General features: G+C 78.4%; 2 protein-coding genes. Both read right to left on the bottom strand.

Features of this window, described 5'->3' with window-relative positions:
- Positions 1–725, bottom strand: a 725-nt coding sequence (locus ACP4IX_RS36040; protein ID WP_426558848.1) for a thiamine pyrophosphate-dependent enzyme, incomplete at its 3' end; no start/stop codon positions are given.
- Between the two features lie 31 nt (positions 726–756).
- Positions 757–1,707, bottom strand: coding sequence for a hypothetical protein (locus ACP4IX_RS36045; RefSeq protein WP_426558850.1), 951 nt, complete (start codon positions 1,705–1,707; stop codon positions 757–759).
- Between the last annotated feature and the right edge of the window lie 585 nt (positions 1,708–2,292).

Here is a 2,292-nt window from a genome sequence, read left to right on the forward strand (position 1 = left end):
TCACCGCGCCGCGCCCGCTCCAGCGCCCACCGGGTCACCGCGAGACAGGCCAGGACGTCGTTGCCGTCGACGCGTACGCCCGGGAAGCCGAAACCGCTGGCGCGCTGGTGGAGCGGCACCCGGGTCTGCTTCTCGTTGGACTCGGAGATCGCCCACTGGTTGTTCTGGCAGAAGAACACCACGGGGGCGCTGTGGACGGCGGCGAAGTTGAACGCCTCGCTCACGTCTCCCTGGCTCGTCGCGCCGTCACCGAAGTACACCATCACGGCGGAGTCCGCGCCGTCCTTGGCCACGCCCATCGCGTAGCCCGTGGCGTGCAGCGCCTGCGACCCGATGACCAGGGTGTAGAGGTGGAAGTCGTGGTCGGCCGGGTCCCAGCCGCCGTTGTTCACGCCGCGGAACATCGCCAGCAGCCGCAGCGGGTCGAGGGAGCGGCAGAGGGCGACGCCGTGCTCCCGGTAGCTGGGGAAGACGTGGTCGCCGTCGGCCAGGGCGTGTGCCGAGCCGACCTGGGCGGCCTCCTGGCCGAGCAGCGAGGGCCACAGGCCCAGCTCGCCCTGGCGCTGCAACGTCACGCCCTCCGCGTCCACGCGGCGGGCCCGGACCAGGTCCCGGTACAGGCCGCGCAGGTCGTCGGGGGTGACATCGGCGACGTAGGGGTCCCAGACCGGGTCGGTCACCCGGGTGCCCTCGGGCGTCAGCAACTGGACCAGCTCGGTTGTCATGCGGTTTCTCCGGTTTCCGGTCGGTTCCGGTTCAGTCGATGCCACGGCACAGGTGCGGTTCCTCGCGGGCGTCGTCGGGGTCCCCGGCGAGTCCCAGGACGGGCGCGACGGCGGGGCGGACCCGGGTGGGTGCCGCCGTGCGCGGCCGGGCCGGGGACGGCAGGGGCAGGGCACGGCCCAGGGCGTCGTCGTACACGGCGCCGAAGGGCTCCAGCCAGGGCGCGGCCGTGCCGAGCAGGGCGTGCACGCCGTCGTCGCCGAGCGTGGTGCGTACGGTGCTCAGGACGTGTCCGCGTCCGGTCGGCCGCAGCTCCACCCGGAAGACACCGAACTCCAGGCCCAGCCGGCGCACCGCGGCGGACGCCTCGCCGGCGACCGCGGCCCAGGCCGGCCCGGTCAGCTCGGCCGTGCGCACCGGTCCGTCCGGCGGGACGGAGGCGACCAGGACGACCTGGGGCCGTCCGGCGGCGAACACCCCCACCGCGGCCAGCGTTCCGGGCACCGGCTCCGGCTCCGGCGTGGCCTCCACCAGGAAGCCCTCCGCGGCCAGCGCGGCCCGGCAGGCGCCGGGGTCCTGCACCCGGCGCACCACGTCGGGCCGGTTGCCGGGCAGGCCCAGGGCCTCCGCGGTCACCGCGGCCGCCTCCTGCACCTCGGGGCGCAGACCGAGGACGACGTCGAACCGCCGGCCCCGGTCCGTCTGCTCGCGGGCCCAGGCGGCGCACAGGTCGGGGCGGGTGACGTCGAGTCCGGAGGAGGCGTCGGCGAGTCGCGTCGTCGCGCGGTCGCGGGTGGCGAGCCGGGACGCCTGGTCCACGACGTGGGTGGCGATGCCGCAGGCCCAGGCCTCCAGCAGGGCGGAGGCGGCGGCGGTGCCGCCCGGTCCGTCGGAGGTGCCGGAGGCTCCCAGGAGGAGGGCGACGGGCGTGTCGGGGGCGGTGGTCGCCGGGGCCGGGGCCGGTCGGGTGCGCTGTTCGATCATCTGGCTGCCTCCCAGGGTGTGTTCGTGCGGCGGCGGTTCCTGTGGGGTGCGGTTCCGGCTGGAGCGGGCTCGGGGCGCGGGCCGGGTGGGGCGCGGGCGGGCCGGGGCGCGGTCGAGGCGTGCGGGGTGCGGCGCGGGTGGTGAGGGCGCACCGTCCCGGGGCCGGGCGGCGGTGCCCGGTCGGCACGGCCTCGGAGGCCGGGGCCGAGGGCGGGGCCGGGGAAAGCGCGACGTGTCCGCGGGGTGTGCCCGGAGGGGCCCGGTGGCGCGGAAGCGGGAAGCGAGGTCGCGGAGGCGAGTCGCCCGGAGTGAGACCGGGCAGGGCGGGGCGCCACGTCCGGGCGGCACCGGGCGCTGCCCGGACAGGACGCCCCGCCGTGCCGGACGCCGTCCGACGGCCGGCCGGGACGCGGTTTCCGGCGCGCGGGGGGCGGGGGCGGAGCGGATCCCGGGGAGGGGGGGGGGGGGGGGGGGGGGGGGGGGGGGGGGGCGCCCCCCCCCCCCCCGGGGGGGGGGGGGGCCCCACCCCCCCCCCGCCGGGGGGGCCCCCGCCCCCCCCCGCACACCCCCCCCCCACCCACCCCG

It is taken from the genome of Streptomyces sp. WG5 (assembly GCF_049974565.1).
In the GTDB taxonomy this organism is placed as follows: Bacteria; Actinomycetota; Actinomycetes; order Streptomycetales; family Streptomycetaceae; genus Streptomyces.